The organism is Bradyrhizobium sp. 186 (genome assembly GCF_023101685.1).
GTDB lineage: Bacteria > Pseudomonadota > Alphaproteobacteria > Rhizobiales > Xanthobacteraceae > Bradyrhizobium.
The window spans coordinates 2,842,254-2,859,214 of sequence record NZ_CP082164.1 but is presented as its reverse complement, the minus strand read 5'-3'; the positions used below and the strand labels follow the sequence as shown (position 1 = coordinate 2,859,214).

At 60.7% G+C, this 16,961-nt stretch carries 13 protein-coding genes; 7 read left to right on the top strand and 6 right to left on the bottom strand.

What is annotated here, in order from left to right:
• The first annotated feature begins 17 nt into the window (after window positions 1–17).
• From IVB18_RS13455 to IVB18_RS13445, 3 genes are read left to right on the top strand one after another with little or no spacing between them, the layout of a single operon-like run.
• Complete coding sequence (locus IVB18_RS13455; RefSeq protein ID WP_247989579.1) at window positions 18–1,064, top strand: ABC transporter substrate-binding protein; 1,047 nt, start codon at window positions 18–20, stop codon at window positions 1,062–1,064.
• Entirely contained in the window at window positions 1,061–1,909 is an 849-nt protein-coding gene (locus IVB18_RS13450; protein WP_247989578.1) for an ABC transporter ATP-binding protein, read from the top strand. The genes IVB18_RS13455 and IVB18_RS13450 overlap by 4 nt, the downstream gene beginning before the upstream one ends.
• 2 nt (window positions 1,910–1,911) lie before the next feature.
• Entirely contained in the window at window positions 1,912–2,763 is an 852-nt protein-coding gene (locus IVB18_RS13445; protein ID WP_247989577.1) for an ABC transporter permease, read from the top strand.
• A 573-nt stretch (window positions 2,764–3,336) separates the two neighbouring features.
• Here IVB18_RS13445 and IVB18_RS13440 read toward each other — a convergent pair.
• The 3 genes from IVB18_RS13440 to IVB18_RS13430 all read right to left on the bottom strand — a co-directional run bounded on the left by IVB18_RS13440 (window position 3,337) and on the right by IVB18_RS13430 (window position 7,389).
• Complete coding sequence (locus IVB18_RS13440; protein ID WP_247989576.1) at window positions 3,337–3,780, bottom strand: hypothetical protein; 444 nt, start codon at window positions 3,778–3,780, stop codon at window positions 3,337–3,339.
• A gap of 420 nt (window positions 3,781–4,200) precedes the next feature.
• Window positions 4,201–6,021: a glutamine--fructose-6-phosphate transaminase (isomerizing) gene (glmS, locus tag IVB18_RS13435; protein WP_247989575.1), complete on the bottom strand. Its 1,821-nt coding sequence runs from the start codon at window positions 6,019–6,021 to the stop codon at window positions 4,201–4,203.
• Between the two features lie 375 nt (window positions 6,022–6,396).
• The gene (locus IVB18_RS13430) at window positions 6,397–7,389 is read right to left on the bottom strand and encodes an aldo/keto reductase (protein WP_247989574.1); all 993 of its coding nucleotides are present in this window, start codon (window positions 7,387–7,389) and stop codon (window positions 6,397–6,399) included.
• 360 nt (window positions 7,390–7,749) lie between these two features.
• Here IVB18_RS13430 and IVB18_RS13425 point away from each other — a divergent pair, with 360 nt between their 5' ends.
• A complete protein-coding gene (locus tag IVB18_RS13425; RefSeq protein ID WP_247989573.1) occupies window positions 7,750–8,667 on the top strand; it encodes an NAD-dependent epimerase/dehydratase family protein in 918 nt (305 codons plus the stop codon).
• A 409-nt stretch (window positions 8,668–9,076) separates the two neighbouring features.
• Window positions 9,077–9,313, top strand: coding sequence for a hypothetical protein (locus tag IVB18_RS13420; protein WP_247989572.1), 237 nt, complete (start codon window positions 9,077–9,079; stop codon window positions 9,311–9,313).
• A gap of 106 nt (window positions 9,314–9,419) precedes the next feature.
• Here the strand turns inward: IVB18_RS13420 and IVB18_RS13415 are convergent, their stop codons facing one another.
• A complete protein-coding gene (locus tag IVB18_RS13415; protein WP_247989571.1) occupies window positions 9,420–10,112 on the bottom strand; it encodes a response regulator transcription factor in 693 nt (230 codons plus the stop codon).
• A 575-nt stretch (window positions 10,113–10,687) separates the two neighbouring features.
• Between IVB18_RS13415 and IVB18_RS13410 the strand changes: the two genes are divergently transcribed.
• Both IVB18_RS13410 and IVB18_RS13405 read left to right on the top strand, forming a co-directional pair.
• Complete coding sequence (locus tag IVB18_RS13410) at window positions 10,688–11,491, top strand: response regulator transcription factor (RefSeq protein ID WP_247989570.1); 804 nt, start codon at window positions 10,688–10,690, stop codon at window positions 11,489–11,491.
• Window positions 11,492–11,835: 344 nt separating this feature from the next.
• On the top strand, window positions 11,836–12,906 hold the full coding sequence (locus IVB18_RS13405) for a hypothetical protein (RefSeq protein WP_346732630.1): 1,071 nt from the start codon (window positions 11,836–11,838) through the stop codon (window positions 12,904–12,906).
• Between the two features lie 367 nt (window positions 12,907–13,273).
• Here IVB18_RS13405 and IVB18_RS13400 read toward each other — a convergent pair whose 3' ends face one another.
• Both IVB18_RS13400 and IVB18_RS13395 read right to left on the bottom strand, forming a co-directional pair.
• A complete protein-coding gene (locus tag IVB18_RS13400; protein ID WP_247989568.1) occupies window positions 13,274–14,821 on the bottom strand; it encodes a hydantoinase B/oxoprolinase family protein in 1,548 nt (515 codons plus the stop codon).
• On the bottom strand, window positions 14,821–16,920 hold the full coding sequence (locus IVB18_RS13395) for a hydantoinase/oxoprolinase family protein (RefSeq protein WP_247989567.1): 2,100 nt from the start codon (window positions 16,918–16,920) through the stop codon (window positions 14,821–14,823). Before IVB18_RS13395 ends, IVB18_RS13400 begins: the two co-directional genes overlap by 1 nt.
• Window positions 16,921–16,961: the final 41 nt, after the last annotated feature.

The window sequence follows — 16,961 nt, the reverse complement described above, 5'->3', positions numbered from 1 at the left end:
AACAACGGGAGGAGCACATGAGTATCACCAGGCGCCAGGTGCTGATCGCGGGCTCCGCATTGGCCGGCGCATCGCTGCTGCCAGGACGATTGCACGCGGAGGGCAAGCAGGTCTCGCTTGCGTTCGGACCGGTGTCACCGGTCTACGCCATCGGCATGATCGCGGAGCTGAAGGGGTACTTTAGGGACGAAGGACTCGATCCGAAGCTCATCACCGGCAATGCGGGCACGTTCGGCCGCCAGACGCTGGCGGCGGGACAGGCACTGTTCGCGCATGGCGACGCCAGCCATCCGCTCCAGCTCGGCGCGCGCGGCAAGCCCTGCAAGATTCTGCTCGCCACCGAGATGGTGTGTTCCTACGCCAACATCATGGTCCGGCAGGACCTCTACGAGAGCGGCGTCACCACGGTCGAGAAGCTCGCGGACTACAAGCGAGGAGACGGTGCCAAGCCGATCGTCGCCGCCACCGCCATAGGCTCGGGCACCTGGGTGTTCGGCACCTATGTATTCGAGGTGCGCGGGCTCGGCGGCAAGGTGAACTGGGTCGCCGGCGGCGGGCCCAACACGATGTTCCCCTCGCTCCAGACCAAGCAGTTCGACGCCATCATGGCGCCGCCGAGCTGGATCGTCGAAGTCGAGAAGAAGGGGTTTGGCAAGACGATCTACGACACGTCCAAGTCCGGCGTGTTCGAGAATGATTTCGGCGGCACGCTGCCCGTGCTCGTGATCTACGCGCTTCAGGACACGGTCGAGCAGGACAAGGCGATGGTGCAGGCCTACGTGAACGCGATCTACCGTGCGATGGCCTTCGTGAAGACGACGCCGCTCGCGGAGGTGCAGGCGCTGGTCACGCCGAAATATTTCTCCGGCATCGACCCGGATGCGGTCAGCGCCGAGCTCGGTTTCGACAAGTCGACCTGGGCCTATGACGGCGTCATCGACAAGTCCTCGTTCGAACGCGGTGCGAAGCCCTGGTACCGCAAGGGCACCGACATTCCCGAAACCCGATACGAGGATGTCGTCGACATGAGCTTCCTGCAGGCCGCCAGGGCGAAATACAAATGATGGCCGCACCCTGCCCGGGCCTCGCGCGCGAGAGAGACGACAACGACAGGGCGGCGACGCGCACGCGCATCGCCGTGAAAGGTCTCGCCAAACGCTTCAGCGCGTCCGGCCGCGAGTTCGTGGCGGTCGATGATGTGTCCTTCGAGGTCAAGCAGGGCGAATTCGTCGCGCTGCTCGGGCCATCCGGTTGCGGCAAGAGCACCATCCTCAACATGGTCGCGGGGCTGCTGCCGCGTTCGGGCGGACGCATCCTGATCGATGACGACACCGTCGAGACCGGCAAGGTCAACCCCATGGTGGGCTATGTCTTTCAGCGCGACACGCTGTTTCCCTGGCGCACCGTGGAGCAGAACATCGGCTATGGGCTGGAGATCGCCGGGCTGCCGAAGATCGAGCGCGCCCGGCGCGTCGCTTTGGCCGTCGAGAAGGCCGGGCTCGCCGGGTTTGCGCAGAGCTTTCCGCGCATGCTGTCCGGCGGCATGCGCCAGCGCGTCGCCTTGATGCGCACGCTGATCCTGGAGCCCGAAATCCTGCTGATGGACGAACCCTTCGGCGCGCTCGACACCCACACCAAGCTCGAGATGCACAAGACGCTGCTGGAGATCTGGGAGCGCGAGCGGCAGACCGTGTTGTTCGTGACGCACGATCTCGGCGAAGCATTGACGCTTGCGAGCCGCATCATCCTGCTCTCGGCCCGGCCCGGGCGGCTCAAGGAAGATTTTGACGTCGCGATCCCGCGACCGCGCGATCCGGTGGCCGTGCGCGAGACTGCCGAATTCGGCCGCCTCTATTCCCACATCTGGCATTCCCTCGGCGAAGAATTCCGCCGCACCAGGGCTGACTGACCATGCCCAAAAGCCGCACCGTCATCCTGTTCTGGCAACTGGCCATTCTCGTTTTTGTTCTCGTCATCTGGCAGTGGGGCTTTGAATGGAGCAAGGCGCTGCTGCCGAAGGCTTATGTGCCAAAGATCCTCGATCCCTATTTCGTCGCCAAGCCATCGCTGATCTGGCAGAGCTTCCTGCGGCTTGGCTGCTTTGCCGACGCCGGCGGCTTTGCCGCCTGCATCAAGGGCAATGACAATAACCTATGGATTGCCACGCTGGTGACGCTGAAGAACACCTGGTGGGGATTTTTGTTCGGATCAGCGAGCGGAATTGCGGCCGGCCTGATCCTCGGCCGCTCCGATTTCCTTGCCCGCGTATTCGGCCCCTACATCGTGGCGCTCAACTCGATCCCGCGCATTGCGCTGGTGCCGCTCGTCATCCTGATCTTCGGCCTCGGCGATCTCTCGAAAATCGCGACCGCTTGGCTGGTCGTGTTCTTCGTGGTGTTCTTCAACACGTTCGAGGGAACGCGCGCGGTTGATCGCGACCAGATCGCCGCCGCCCGTCTGCTGGGCGCCAGCGAGTTCACCGTGCTGCGCACCGTCGTGATCCCCTCTGCGCTCGCCTGGGTATTCGCTTCGCTCCTGCCGGCGGTGTCTTTTGCGCTGATCGGCGTCATCGTCGGTGAGTTCATCGGCGCCGAACGCGGGCTCGGCAAGCTCATCATCGAAGCCGAGGCGCGCGCCAACGCGAGTGAGATGATGGTCTCCATCTTCGTCATGATGTTCGTCGGGATTTTGCTGGCGGTCGCCGTCCGCTCGCTTCAATCCTACCTGCTGCGGTGGCAACCGCAATTCGAGCCTTCGGCATAAGGCCGACGCCAGCGGCATCGGGTCTGTGCTCGTGGCCAGCGATGTTTGCGAAGGCGCGGCGTAGTCCTTCCAATATCTGCGGCGGATATTCCAACCTTTGTGGCACACTCTGCCGAGGATGGCATGGTCGACGCCCATCATCGTCATTTGTCAGAGGGGCCATCGATGCAAAATCGTTGTAAGTGATTGATTTTGCCCGGTGGGCGCACCAGGGCTCGAACCTGGGACCCGCTGATTAAGAGTTCAAGACTATCCCGACTATCCCCCTTCTCTACGGCTTCTAAACGTACGCCGCGCTACGACGACAACTCGAGAAGCTCATTGTTTGTAGAGGGGCTTCTCGCATAGTTTGGCATCGCTCCAGCTTCCAGCGATTGCTGTTTCGCGCCCTTATTCGTGTTCCGAAGATGAACAGCCCAGGCAAAGGTTCTGTGAATTAGGACACGACGCAGAACGACAGCAGGAGCTCCGAACCATTGTTGACTGGCCACATGCGGGCGCTCCGCTTCCGTCAAACGTCTTCGCATCATTTGCGCGCATTTGCTGGCGTCCGATAAGCGCTTTTGATGGGCTCTAGGAGGGACGGAAGCCCGGCGGCATCGATCGCCAGACTCTGTCTTTGAGGCAATAGGCACGAGTTCCCTCGGGAATGTCTTCGGCGGCGCCACCCTCATATTGCTCGTAAAGGAGGGCCGGGACCAGCTTCCCTTTGACGATTTTAACCATATCGCCGCGTCGAATGTCTGCGCCGGCCGTTCTTGTCAAGACGGGCATGATCCCTCGCGAAGCGAACCTAGGATGCCAAACGAGCTTGTCGACTGGATTGGTTCGGTCCGAGGCTATCTCGAAGCGGGAAAGTGTTCCAATACCCGAAAGGGCTACTCCCCTGATCGGGCTGACTTCGCGGCCCTGATGTGGATGAGTTTCCGAGGAACCTGACCCGCGAGATCGATCAATCAGATGGAAGCGAGCCGCACAGGCGCTGGCCGCCTCCTTGCGATTCGATTTCTCGTTCATCCGTGCGAATACTACTCGACGCTGCCGCGGTCCATGGCATCCCCGTCACCATGGAAAGCGTTCAGTAGGCCAGAGCTGCGCGAAACGCTTCGATTCGGTAGGAAAGCCAAACGAGGGCGATCGCTCGACGCACACGAACTGATCGAATTGGTTGCGTATGCTGAGTCGAGGCTACCGCTCGCCGGGCAGCAGCGGCCCCGCCAACGCGCTTACAAAATGGCGAGGCCGCCTACTCTGCGGGCTCCGGTGCCTGAGCCTGGGCCCGAAGGCCGTCAGATTCTACGCCGACCGGGTGAGAATGATGATTGCTCGAAAGAGGCACCTACTTCGGAGCGTTCTAGTCTGTCAGACCGGCATCCTAATTCGGACAGCACCTCTTTCTGAAGCGGAAGCCCTGCGGAAGCGGCGCAGCCGGACGGACTATTCGACGGTCACGGATTTAGCGAGATTGCGCGGCTGGTCTACGTCAGTCCCCAGAATTGCCGCGCTGTGATAGGCCAGGAGCTGTAGCGGCACCGCAAGAGCCAGCGGCGCCACGCTCTGCGGCATATCCGGCAACTCCAGCACCGAGCAAGCACTGGATGCGGCGAGTGAAGCACCTTTCTGGTCGGTTAACAGGATAATGGGCCCTCCACGAGCGATCACCTCCTGCGTGTTCGACATGGCCTTCTCAAATGTCCTGTCGCTCGGCGCTATCACGATGACTGGCAGGTTCTTGTCGATCAGCGCGATCGGTCCATGTTTAAGCTCACCGGCCGCGTAGCCCTCTGCGTGAATGTAGGTTACCTCCTTGAGCTTGAGTGCTCCTTCCAGTGCCAGCGGATAATTGGTGCCCCGACCTATGAACAGAGCGTCGCTGGCCGTGGAGATCTTGCGCGCGAGCTCATGGACCTTCGGCTCCAGCTCGAGCGCGCGGGCCATATAGCTTGGAATCTCGGCAAGGCCTCGGACGAGTGAGCTCTCGTCTTCGGCCGAGAGCACGCCGCGACTGCGGCCGGCCGCGATTGCAATGCAGATCAACGTCGCCAGCTGACAGGTGAACGCCTTTGTTGATGCCACCCCTATTTCCGGGCCCGCCAACGTGGGCAATACGATATTGCTAGCACGCGCCATCGTCGAGGTTTGCACGTTGACGACAGAGAGAACACGCTGACCATGGGTCTTGGCGAATTCCAACGAGGCGAGCGTGTCGGCCGTTTCGCCAGACTGCGACACAAAAATCGCCAGATTGCCCGCGCCAAACGGAACGTCGCGATAGCGGAACTCCGATGCAATATCGATCTCGACCGGAAGCTTGGCGTACCGCTCAAACCAGTACTTCGCGATCAGACCGGCGTAGAACGCTGTGCCGCAGGCCACGATCGAGACGCGATCAATCGTCCCGAAGTCTACATCCACGCTCGGCAGCCGGATTGTACGGTTGCGATCGATATATTGTGCAAGCGTCTGCCCGACCACCTTCGGCTGTTCGTGAATCTCCTTGGCCATGAAGTGACGATGCTCGCCCTTGTGAACTGCCAGAGCCGAGAAAGCGATTTTGGCCGACGCACGGTGCAGACGCTCGCCGTTCACGTCGAGAAACTCGATTTGCTCTCGCGTAAGGACGGCGAGATCGCCGTCCTCCAGGTAAGCGACAACGTCCGTCAGAGGCGCAAGCGAGATCGCGTCCGAGCCCAGGAACATTTCGCCCCGCCCGTAACCGACGGCAAGGGGTGAGCCCTTTCGGGCACCGATCAGGAGATTCTCGTGCCCTTCGAACAGGAACGCGAGCGCGAACGTTCCGTTCAAGCGCGGGAGCACCTTACGCACCGCAGCGACCGGTTCGCATCCGTTCTTCCGCTCGCGGCTAACGAGATGCGCGACCACCTCAGAATCTGTTTCGCTCGTGAAGTGTGCACCAGCCGCTTTGAGCTCATTGCGCAATTCTCGATGATTTTCGATGATTCCATTGTGCACAAGCGCGACACCGCCAACCATGTGAGGATGCGCATTGTTCTCGTCGGGCCGGCCGTGCGTCGCCCAGCGCGTGTGACCGATACCAATGCGTCCGGAAAGCGGCTCCGAGTCGAGCCGACTCTTGAGGTTAGCGAGCTTTCCGACAGCACGACGCCGAGTCAACGAACCGGCCTCGAGAGTCGCAATGCCCGCGGAGTCATATCCGCGATATTCAAGCCGCCTCAGCGCATCCAAAAGGGGAGCAGAGGCTGGGCCCCGCCCGACGACACCAACAATTCCGCACATGGTCTGTCTCCGAGCATCTACCAACGGCCACACGAAGCGCAACCGCAATTGCGGGCAACTTCCCTAACTCGACGACAGCGCGCGACGCGCTGACCCTTGCCCTGCCCTGACGGGCATGCTTCAGCCTGCCCCTCAAGGCCAACTTTCTCTCGGCCGCCCGCGCGCTTGTCGAACATCGTTGACAACAGTGACGGACAGTATCGTGGGGCTGCCAATTCTAGCACACGCAGCCGCTGATTGTATGATCATGACGGAGTAGACCTCATGCCCATATTCACGCGCTGCACCTGGCCGCTCCACCGGCACGCTTGTGAGCCAGTTCGGACGGCACACGCCGTCCGAGCCGCCGCCGATCAGCATCTATCCACGCGCCGACTATTCGAGGCGCCGATCATCCGGTCGGTTTTGCCGCAGTTCGTTCGAGATTTCGACGGAAATGCGATTCAGCTGATGAAGCGCCGGAAGTCGCGTTAACCGGCGCAGGTTGAACCCAAGATGGTCTTTCCGAAACATCGAAAACAGTGTGACTCCCGCCGAATTCGTTGCCAGCGCATAATCCACGACAAATGCGGCAGCGATCTCGGTGAGGTCGCCCCGGTACCCCATCTCGTAAAGGCCATTCAGTATTTCTTTCTTCGCACCTATGCTCGCGACAAGCGGACCGAGGGTCGAAAATGATCCATAGGTAACAAACGTCACACTCCGCGCAGACTTCTTTGATCTCTGAAGATTCGGCTCGAGCGGATTATTGGCGATCTGCAGCAGCCGATATGGCAATGATTCATCGAGGCCATCAATTCCGACGTCGATATTGCCCGCAATCGAAATCGCGCGGGCCTTCCCATCCTGGACGATGCGCTCAAGCGCCCGAATGATGTCTTCACGGACCACTTCTTTGCGGGTTGGACGGTGGAGAGCAAGCACGTCAATATAATCCGTGCGAAGCCGTCTCAAGCTGTCGTCGATGCTTGTCTTGATCAACTCGGCTGATAACGGCACTTTGAATGGCTCTGGCCTCATGCCAGAAAGGCGCGGTTGAATTCCGGGAAACACCGCAAGAGAGGCGCGCGCTAACGGCTTCAGGAGTCGCATGGCCGCGGAGGTGTCGGATGGGCGCATCCCAACCTTTGTGCAGACGTAGACACTGCCGCGCTTCTTGGACGCGAATTGGCCCCAAATCGATTCGGCCATCCCGTCGCCGTACGAAGGCGCCACGTCGTACCAGGTTATTCCGGCGTGGTAAGCGCGTTCAAGCGCCTCGGTCCCCCTGCGAGCCCCAACGCGGCCTCCGAGCGACGCACAGCCGAAACCGATGCTCGATACGCTCTCGCCGAGAGCATCAACACAGACCGTCTTCAGCGCAAACACCCTTGACCATGCCGTTTGCGCTCAACTCGCTGATCTCATTCGTTCGACAGCGCGCACGTCCAAGCCGACCGCCACGTCGGTCACGCCCGCCGCTGAACCACTCTGCAGGTTTGCGCGGCTTCATCTTCATGCAAATGGAGGATGACGGGGTTCGTTTGGACATTGTACGTTGCGCTCTAAGTTGTCGCGGTGGCGAGGACGCGCGGAATATTCCGCTCGAGTGGTCACCTGCAGCCCAGCTCCGCGCTATCGTCGGATGCGCCCATTTGCGTAACAGCGAGGCGGCTCGGTTGAGAGTTAACTTGCTGCGATCAATTGCGTCTTACCCGCCGCTCGAAATCGATCCAACATGGACAGCGAATGTCATTGCGCTCAGAAGCAGTTGCCGACGACGTTCTGGTGACGGGAGTGGCGGGCTTCATCGGCTTTCATGTTGCGCGTCGGCTGCTCGATCAGGGGCGCCAGGTCGTCGGATTGGACAACATCAACTGCTACTACGACCCCGCCTTGAAGCGCGCTCGTCTCGGCATTTTGCGCGGCGATCCGCGCTTCTCCTTCGTGCAGATCGACCTCGGAGACCGGTCCGCGACTGCCGACTTGTTCGCAAAGCACCGATTTGCGAGGGTGATCCATCTTGCTGCGCAGGCCGGCGGTCATTTGATCTACGCGTCATCGTCGTCCGTCTACGGCGCCAATACCGAGTCGCCATTCTCGACGCGGCATAGGACCGACGACCACCCCATCAGCTTCTATGCCGCGACCAAGAAAGCCAACGAGCTAATGGCCCACTCTTATAGCCACCTTTACCGGCTTCCGGTCACAGGCTTGCGGTTCTTTACGGTCTACGGCCCGTGGGGCTGGCCAGACATGGCAATGTTCCTGTTCACGGATGCGATCGTAAAGGGCAAGCCAATCAAGCTCTTCAACCACGGCAGGATGCGGCGCGACTTCACCTATATCGATGACGTTACTCGCGTCATCTCTCGGCTGATCAATCGCGCTCCCGAGGACAGTGCGGATGCGGCGAATGCACCGGCCAAGCTCTATAATGTCGGCAATAACCGACCAGAAGCGCTGATGCACGTCCTCGATTCGCTCGAGAAAGAGCTCGGACGACCCGCCGCCAGGGAGATGCTGCCGATGCAGCCAGGAGATGTTCCGGAAACATTTGCCGACGTTGGCGATCTAATGCGCGATACCGGTTTTTCGCCGTCCACACCGATCGAAACCGGTGTGCGCAATTTCGTTCGGTGGTATTACGACTACTACAAGATATGACACTTCGGAGTTGACGTCTCTCCGAAAGCATCATCATTCGCAGCTTCCCGTTGTCACCGACTGATCGGAGTATCGGGATTGCACCATCTGCGCGGCGGTCCGTGATGGACGCCAGGCGAGACGTGCGAAAAAATCGCGGCCCCAGCGGGGGACTGGGGATTCGCAGGGCCGGGGCCGCAACACTGCACCGAAGTGGGCTCCGTCGGCGCAACCTGCACCGTAGTCCTCGAGGAGCCACTGTTCATTCTGAATTCGTGATCATGAAGGTCAATGTCGAGGTACCCATCAATGATGACGGGCCCTCCTAGAATGGCGGCTTGCTGTACGCCCCACTGTGGTGCGATGACCCCATCGTGATGCCTAGAGCTCGCTGCAGTCATCGGAATGTTCGCGTTCTCCGGAGACACCAATGCCGCGGTATTTCTTCCATATCCACGACGGCGATCCAGTGCTCGACGATGTCGGGTTGGATCTGCCCGACATTTTCGCTGCGCAGACCACGGCGATTGAACTGAGCGGCGAGATCCTCAAGCACGACGTGATGGATCCACTCCTGCGCCATATTTGCTGGCAAGTACAAGTCAGCGACAGCCCCGAACTTGGCGGCCGGTCGCTATTCGTCCTTCAGTTCTCCGTGGCCCGATAAGCGACAGAAACGCGGGTTTGCCGGCATCTGCGAACCTCAGTAGTTGTTCAGCTGCGCTTCGGCAAAATGCTCGCATATCGCGCTGCAACAGCGCGAGATGATGTCTTTAGCGGTCCCCAGTTGTCGGATCCGATCCAGCATGCGCTGCTTTGTCCTGCGCTGAATTGGCGCGGTCATCCTGCGAGATGACGAGGGCAGCAAGCGCCGTGCGATTACCTATTTCAAGCTTCTGGAAAATGTGGTGGAGGTGCACCTTGATGGTGCCGTCTGCAATGTTGAGCCGGCGACCAATTTCCTTGTTGGACAGACCACGAGAGACCAGGCGCATGATCTGCCGCTCGCGCTCGGTGAGCACCGCGAGCGCATTTTCCGGATTCGCACTCTGCTCGGGAGGCGCGGCCTGATCCGTGGGTGGTGACGGAATTACGTTTTGACCGTCGATAATTTCTCGCAAGCATTGCACCAAGGCTTGGCCCGTCATCTCCTTCAGAAGGACACTGTGCTCCGCGGCGGCGCCCGACAAAACAAGATCGCAATCCTCGCTGGCTGCGAAGAACACCAAGCGCGTCGATCGATTGTCCGAACGGTCGAGCGAGTTGTTCATCAGCGGGGTCAGCTCCGGCATTGATGCATCCATGATCGCAATGTCGGGTGCAAGATTCAGAATAGCCGCGATGCAGCTCGCAGCGTCGCCGCAGGACGCAACGATTTCAAAATCGGGTTCTGATCCGAGTACATTTTCCATACCATGCAAAACCACCGGATATCGGTCCGCAATAACTACAGTCGCACGACGCATCGGGCGCTCCTTGGTCTGCCGCCCCCAATTTCGGCGATTGAAGCTACAGCTCCCCGCCCTTGCCGCTCCAACATTGAATGATCAGACAAACTTTCAACAATTCTCAAAAACAATCCTCAAAAGTGTCATTCGGCGGAGCGAAATCTATGAGGCAAATGACTGCACGAGTCTGAGAGTGCATATACAACAAGTTTGTCGGGTCGAAGGGCCGTATGAATCCGGAGGTCAAGACCGTAGCCGCGGTCGAGCAATCTATCCAATTGGCCGTTTCGAAGCATCAACATGGACCAAGGCGTTCGCGAAGAGTCTACCAGCCCGAGCTCACGACGAACGTTCGGAGGTTGAATGAGTATTCTTGCTCGCTCTCAAGTCATTGTCCGACTACGGCAGCGCTGCTTCATTGTGGTCAACTAGCCTATAACGAAGGATATATAGGAAAAAGTGGAAAAAAGGATCTAACCTCTAGTAAATATTAACGAAACGCCGCACTTCGGCGATCGGAAGCTTGCTTTGCTTTGTTCCTTTCCTACGCGTTGTTCATTCATTGTGTCGTTGCGTTGGTTGCGGAGGGTAGTATGAGGAGGCGTCATTCCAGCAAAGTCGTTTTGATCGGACGAAACATTCTACTGCGAGAGGGAATTTCACGAATACTGCATGCGGCAGATTTCCATATCGCACTATCGGCCTCGAGTACCGATGAACTGCCGAGCACATTCCAAGCACACCAGCTCCTGTTTGTGATTGTCCACAACACCGACGAATTCGATCTAGCCCTGAAGCACATCGGATTTGTAAGGGAGCACTATCCAGACGCCCGCGTGGCAATTGTTTCGGACCACTACCGGCCGGACGAGCTGATTTCGGCCTATAAGGCCGGCGCCGGTGGCTATTTCGTCGACGTCAATTCATGCGACGCCTTCATCAAGTCCATCGAGCTCGTGACGATGGGCGAGACCGTGTTTCCCCCGGCATTTCTGTCATTCGTGCTTGATAGCGGTCCCCACTGCAAGCCTCAGCTGCAGCCAACGAGTGAGGAGCGATCAGATCTCCTCGTTGCGGCTGAGGAACGGATTGCGCCTCATCTATCACCGCGAGAGCGGGCGATTCTCTCCTATCTGATCGAGGGCAATTCCAACAAGTGCATTGCGCGAAAGATCGATATTGCCGAAGCTACAGTGAAGGTTCATGTCAAAGCTATCCTGCGAAAGATACGGGTCCAGAATAGGACGCAGGCCGCAATTTGGGGAATGAACAACGGATCACTGATACGGGTCTCGAATGGGCACGCGCTGGCGTTGTCAATCGATCGGGAAGCTGCTCCCAGCCTCGCGCCACGCGACCGCGGACCTCACGAAGCCGGCCTGTCCCAGTCGGATTAGCCTGGCTGACCGGTTCTGATGCGCATCAAGCCTGTCGGAAGTACCGGGCGGTGCCCGTACTCGCCCCGGAACGAACCGCGCCGGAATGATCTGTCGATCGAGAGGACCAGAATCTATTCGAGGATCACCAACGTTCCGCGAGGCGTTTCCTGCATTCACATGATGCGCGTTGAGAGTTAGCAGCTAGAAGCATTGTCGAACAATATCCCCGGTCGCCGCAGGAGTGTGGTGACCAGCAGGGCTCGAACATCATGTCCGCCGCTTGCCGACTTGGATGATCCAGGACCCCTTGCTTGTTATGGAGCATGATACAGATGTCTCCGTCCCCCTACACTCGAATTGGCTTGGCTAGCGCTGCGGTCGTCGTGCTCGCGTTGGCAGGCATTGCCGCCGCACAGACGCTGACAAAAGCGAAGCTTGCTGCGGCCAGCAGCCTGAACTTGCCCGACGATCTCGTTCCGGTCACCGACCCGGACACCGGCACCACGATCGTCCGGATAACGACCCCAGGACCCCTGGGCGCCGGCTTGGCCTGTCAACGAACCTATTGCACCCACCGATATTCGAGTGCACAGGCCTGGAACGCCGACCAAACTCTGCTTCTGATCGCCAACGGCTGTAACGGATTCTGCTTTCTTGACGGGCGGACATACGCTCCATTGTTCCGTCGGCAGCGCGAAGATGAGTGCGAATGGCACCCGCAGGACACTGAGCGCATGATATGCGTGATCGGGCGCAAGATCTCGCTCTGGACGCCGCGAACCAATGCCGAAGAGATCATGTTGATGGCCGAGGGTTATTGCGGCCTTCAGTTCGGACCAGGGAAGGGGAATCCTTCTCAGGACGGCCGGCGCGTCGCCGTGCGGGGCACACGTGCAGACGGCGTCGTCGTCGCATTCGCTTATGATCTCGTGAACCGACAGAAGTTTCCGGACATCGAAGTGGGAAAACTGCCCGGGCGAGAGGGCGTTTGCGAGATATCTTCCCTGGGCAGCTACATCAGATGCAGCCGATGGGTCGACGGAAAGGATGAGGCATTCATCTTTACAGTCGCGGGCGATCTGGTGCAGAGCTGGACCGAACATCATCGGCCGAGCCATGGCGACATGACCGTGGACACCGATGGACGCGAGGTATACGTCGGGATCAGCAAATCTGATCCCGACATATACCAGGTGATCAAGCGTCGGCTGGACGACGGCATGGTCACCGCCCTTGCTCCGCGTGGAGAGGCCTCACATGCGTCCACACGCGCAATCCACTGGCCCGGCTGGGTGATTCTAAGCTATGGCGGCGATCCATCCGAGATCGCCCAGCTACCAACGTTTGCGCCCTTCGCTCGGGAAGTCATCGCTCTACGAATCGACGGCAGTGGCGAATTCCGACGCACTTGCTGGTCGCAGCCCTGGGCTTAACCGGCCGAGAATGGGCATTCGTCGCACGATCATCGTAATTCCTTGCACTGCCTGTTAGCCGGGTGTTGGAATATTTATTCCGGGGGCACAAGGTGCGGTCGCATCGTCGAAATCCAGAAGATCAATGCTGTGCGGCTGTACGGGCCGCGGGCGGCCCGGACGGACCCGTTGCCCGATCGCGGACCCCACGGTTCGAGAAGTAGCGCGGCTCCGCTACGTTGCGATACCCACTATTTCGGAAGCCCCGTTCTCTTACCGGAGAGCAGCCCAACTCGACACTTCGCATCTTGACAGCTTGCCAAAGGCGCCGTTCGTAGGACCGAGCTCGAAGCTGCCGAGCAATAGAATTCGCTCGGCAGACGCGGAATCAACCGGTCCACTCGGTCGCGGATCCGAAACCGCCGCCGCCAGGCGTTTCCAGCGTTAGCCGCGAACCCGGCGCTGCCACGAGCGTTTCTCGCGGGTCTAGCGGCTCCCCGTTGAGCAACACACGGCCGGTGGCGCCCGGTTCGCCACCAAGCATGCCCGGTGCAGCTGTGCGCAGGCGATCAGCCATGAACGACATCGCCACCGGCTCATCAGCCAGTAGGTCGAGTTCGAAGACTTGTCCGTCGCCGCCTCGCGTCTTGCCTGCCCCGCCAGTCCCGCGCCGTAGCGCACGCCGTACGATCCGGATGGGCGCTTGGGATTCGATGACCTCGATCGGCGTATTGGCGAGGTTGCTGGGGAAGCTCAGCGCGGGCAACCCGTCCCCTTTCGCGCCGGCCCCCTGACCGCCGTTGAGGAACAGCGTCGCAGCAAAGCGCCGGCCTTCGTGCGCGCCGGCGAGCTGCACACACCACAACGGCGATCCCGCCGCGGCGCGAACACGGTCCGGAACCACATTGGCGAGCGCACCCATCACGGCGGTCGGCAGCAGATGGCCGGTCATGGCACGCGCACTCACTGCCGCAGGGAATTTCGGATTGAGGATCGACCCCAACGGCGCGGTGGTGGTGATGGGCCGGAACGAGCCGTCATTGTTCGGGACGGTGGGCGCAAGCACGCATTTGAGCGCATAGGCCGTGTAGGCAAAGGTGTAGATCGGTACGACATTGATGGCGCGCGGCAACTGCGGGGATGAGCCGGCGTAATCGACGACTAGCGCATCGCCCTTGACTGTGATCCGGCACCTGATCGTGACGGGCTCGATGAAGCCGTCCACCCCTGCCTCATATTCGTAGTCACCGTCCGGCAACGTCTGAATGGCGCTACGCATGGCGGATTCGGATCGCGCATACATTTCCTTACCGACCTCGACGAGATCGCATTCGGTCTCGTCGAGCATCTCGAGCAGGCGCTGCGCCAGCATACGATTAGCTGAAACCTGCGCCCACAGGTCTCCTAAGACCTGATCGGGGATGCGCACATTGTTGCGGATCATCTCGAGCAGTGTTTCGTTGATGGTTCCAGCGGCGATCAGCATCATCGGCGGGATACGCAGACCCTCCTCATAGAGGTCGCGGTTGCCGGGCGAGCGAAGGCGGCCGCCGATATCGGGCGAATGCGCGACACTGCCGGCAAATCCCACCACTATTCCGTCCCGAAACACCGGCATCGCGATGCTGATGTCGGGAAGGTGGCCCGTGCCGAGCCACGGGTCATTGGTGATCATGATGTCCCCGGGCTTCAGCGTGTCGCGCGGAAAACGTTTGAGAAAATGCCGCACGGTCTCGGGCAGTGTGCAGATGAACGAGGGAATGCTCTGACTCGATTGCGCCAGCAGCCGGGCATCGCGATCGAGCAGCACGACGGCGTAGTCGTTCGATTCGCGCACGATCGTCGAAAATGACGTGCGCACCAATGTTGCGGCAGCCTCGTCGACGAGGCTGACCAGCCTGGTCCAGAGGATCTCGAGCGAAATGGGATCAATCATCATTCGCCTCCCAGATGGATCAGCACACTGAGGTCGCCCAGCACTTCGACATCGGCCTCGACCGGAACGACGATGGTCGATTCCGACTCTTCGAGGATCAAGGGGCCGCGCAACCGCGTCCCGCTGCCGAGCGCGTAGCGGTCGTAGACCGGCACGTCCGTCATGTTGTTGGCTTGCGTGCAGAAGATAGCGCGATGGGCCTTGGGCCTCGCCGCAGACGGGGCGTTACCCGTGGGCCAGACGAAGCGCTTGATGTCCTGCCGCGTCGCACCGACAATGCGCCAGGTCACGACCTCCAGCGATCCTGCCGGCAGCACGCCGCCGTAACTGGCTTCATAAGCCTTGCGGAAGGCCGCATCGAGCTCGGCCTCGAAGGCAGGGGTGATGCTGCGCCAGGGGAAGGACACCGTGAGGTTCGCCCCCTGCCCGACATAGCGCATCTCGAGGGAAATCTGCCACACGACGTCGGCAGGACTCGTCAGTGCGGAATTGAGCTCCTGCTCGGCTTCGCGCTTGAGGTCCGCGAGTGTCGTCGCGATTTGCTGCCAATCGACCGTTTCCAGGCCTTGCGGCTTGGACCAGGAGCGGTCGACGCGGATCGGCGCCGCGAGGAATCCGAGACACGAGCCGGTCCCGGCCGCAATCGGGAACAGGACACGGGGCAAGCGCAGCTTGCGCGCAATCTCGACCGCGTGAACGGGCCCGGCGCCGCCCGTCGCGACCATGGTGAAGCGACGCGGATCCTGCGCCTTCTCCGCGATATGCACACGCGCCGCAGCCGCCATCGCTTCGTTGACGACGTTGAAAATGCCCTTGGCGACCTCCAGCAGCTTCAACGACAGACGATCGCCGAGCCGCTGTAGCGCGGCCTGGGTGGCGGACGCATCGAGCGTCATCCGGCCACCGAGGAAGAAGCCTGCGTTGAGATAGCCGAGCGTCAGGTCGGCGTCGGTCACCGTCGCACTTCTGCCGCCTCGTCCATAGCAGGCAGGTCCGGGATCGGCGGCGGCGCTGTCGGGCCCCACCGTCAAGAGACCGAGATCGCTGATGCGCGCGATGCTGCCACCGCCGGCTCCGATTTCGATGAGATCGATGCTGGCGATCAGAAGCGGCAGGCCGCTGCCCTTCTTGAAGCGGCGGACCCGGGCGGCCTCGAACGCGTGCACGATCGAGGGTGCACCAGCCACCACTGTGCAGATCTTTGCGGTGGTGCCGCCCATGTCGAAGGCGAGAACATCGTCAAACCCCGCGGCGCGCCCGGCATTGGCCGCGCTCAATACGCCACCGGCCGGCCCCGACTCCAGCGTCGTGATGGGCACCTCGGCTGCGATGCCGGCCGACGTCGAGCCACCACTCGACACCATGATGCGCAACGGCGCATCGATGCCGGCCTGCCGGAGCCGTGCCGACAGCTCGTTCAGGTATTTTGCGACGATCGGCTGAACAAACGCATTTGCCGTGGCCGTCGTCGTCCGTTCGTACTCGCGGATTTCGCGGGCAACCCGGGACGACAGCGAGATCGCGATATCCGGCAGAGCGGCCCTGAGCGCATCGCCCACGCGGATCTCGTTCTCCGGATTGACACAGGAATGCAGGAACGAGACCGCGACGGATTGAGCGCCGGATCGTCTCAGCTTCTCGACCACGGCGTCGATCTCCGCCTGGCCCGGCGCGGCAAGGACGGCGCCATCAGCGGCGATCCGCTCGGCAAGCTCGAACCGGTGCTCGCGCTCGACCAGCGGCTTCGGCATCTGGATGTCGAGATCGTAGAGATCGTAGCGCACCTCGCGGCCGATATCGATGACATCGGCGGTGCCCGCGGTCGCGACTAGCGCCGTCCTGGCGCCCTTGCGCTCGATCAGCGCATTGGTCACCAGGGTGCTGCCGTGAACGACTTCGGTCACGGCGCCCGACGGGCTGCCGCTTCCGTTGAACGGACGGACAGCGGCAAGCAGGTCGTCGACCACATCGGCAAGCGCCTCCCCCGGATCGGCCTGGGTCGTCAAGCGCTTGGCCAGCCGCACCTCGCCTGTGGCTGCATTTTCAATGACGCCGTCCGTGAACGTGCCGCCAATATCGATCGCAATCCGGTAGCTCATGAATATCGTCCACAATCCCTTGATTCGTCACGCAGGTCCCG

Coding starts and splice junctions, on each gene's coding strand:
- IVB18_RS13415 (WP_247989571.1), bottom strand. CDS start 10,112: ATGCGTCGTGCGACTGTAGTTATTGCGGACCGATATCCGGTGGTTTTG.
- IVB18_RS13395 (WP_247989567.1), bottom strand. CDS start 16,920: ATGAGCTACCGGATTGCGATCGATATTGGCGGCACGTTCACGGACGGC.
- IVB18_RS13455 (WP_247989579.1), top strand. CDS start 18: ATGAGTATCACCAGGCGCCAGGTGCTGATCGCGGGCTCCGCATTGGCC.
- IVB18_RS13420 (WP_247989572.1), top strand. CDS start 9,077: ATGCCGCGGTATTTCTTCCATATCCACGACGGCGATCCAGTGCTCGAC.
- IVB18_RS13400 (WP_247989568.1), bottom strand. CDS start 14,821: ATGATTGATCCCATTTCGCTCGAGATCCTCTGGACCAGGCTGGTCAGC.
- IVB18_RS13410 (WP_247989570.1), top strand. CDS start 10,688: ATGAGGAGGCGTCATTCCAGCAAAGTCGTTTTGATCGGACGAAACATT.
- IVB18_RS13450 (WP_247989578.1), top strand. CDS start 1,061: ATGATGGCCGCACCCTGCCCGGGCCTCGCGCGCGAGAGAGACGACAAC.
- glmS (WP_247989575.1), bottom strand. CDS start 6,021: ATGTGCGGAATTGTTGGTGTCGTCGGGCGGGGCCCAGCCTCTGCTCCC.
- IVB18_RS13440 (WP_247989576.1), bottom strand. CDS start 3,780: ATGAACGAGAAATCGAATCGCAAGGAGGCGGCCAGCGCCTGTGCGGCT.
- IVB18_RS13445 (WP_247989577.1), top strand. CDS start 1,912: ATGCCCAAAAGCCGCACCGTCATCCTGTTCTGGCAACTGGCCATTCTC.
- IVB18_RS13425 (WP_247989573.1), top strand. CDS start 7,750: ATGTCATTGCGCTCAGAAGCAGTTGCCGACGACGTTCTGGTGACGGGA.